The organism is Streptomyces sp. 13-12-16 (assembly GCF_002114215.1).
Lineage (GTDB): Bacteria > Actinomycetota > Actinomycetes > Streptomycetales > Streptomycetaceae > Streptomyces.
Map to the genome: position 1 here is coordinate 1 of NZ_NCTE01001443.1, position 569 is coordinate 569.

Here is a 569-nt window from a genome sequence, read left to right on the forward strand (position 1 = left end):
CAACGCCCGCGCCGAGCAGCGGCCCTCGCCCGACCCGCTGCCGCCGCCCCCGGTGCCCGCACCCGGCTCCTGGGAGCGGTACGAGCAGGGGCCCGCCTTCCTGGAGTCACTGGCCTCGGGAGGCACCCCACGGGCCGTGTGGAACGCGCTGCCGGGGCCGCGGTGGAGCGAGGAACTGGCCCGGGCCGTCGCCGCGACCCTGGCCTCCGGGCGCGGCGCGCTGGTCGTCCTGCCGGACGGAAGGGCCGTGGCCCGCGCCGACGCGGCGCTCACCGAACTGCTGGGGGAGGGACGGCACGCGGTCCTCACCGCCGACGCCGGACCGGAGAAGCGGTACGCGCGGTGGCTCGCCGTGCGGAGGGGCTCCGTACGGGCCGTCATCGGGACGCGGGCGGCGATGTTCGCGCCGGTGCGGGACCTCGGACTCGTCGCCGTCTGGGACGACGGCGACGACAGCCACAGCGAGCCGCACGCCCCGCAGCCCCATGCCCGTGAGGTGCTGCTGCTGCGGGCGGCGCAGGACAGGTGCGGCTTCCTGCTGGGCAGCCGGCACTGCACCGTGGAGGCCG

1 pseudogene is annotated in these 569 nt (G+C 78.0%); it reads left to right on the plus strand.

Going from position 1 to position 569, the window contains the following annotated elements:
• Nucleotides 1–569, plus strand: a pseudogene (locus B7767_RS42300) (helicase PriA); the annotation flags it as partial.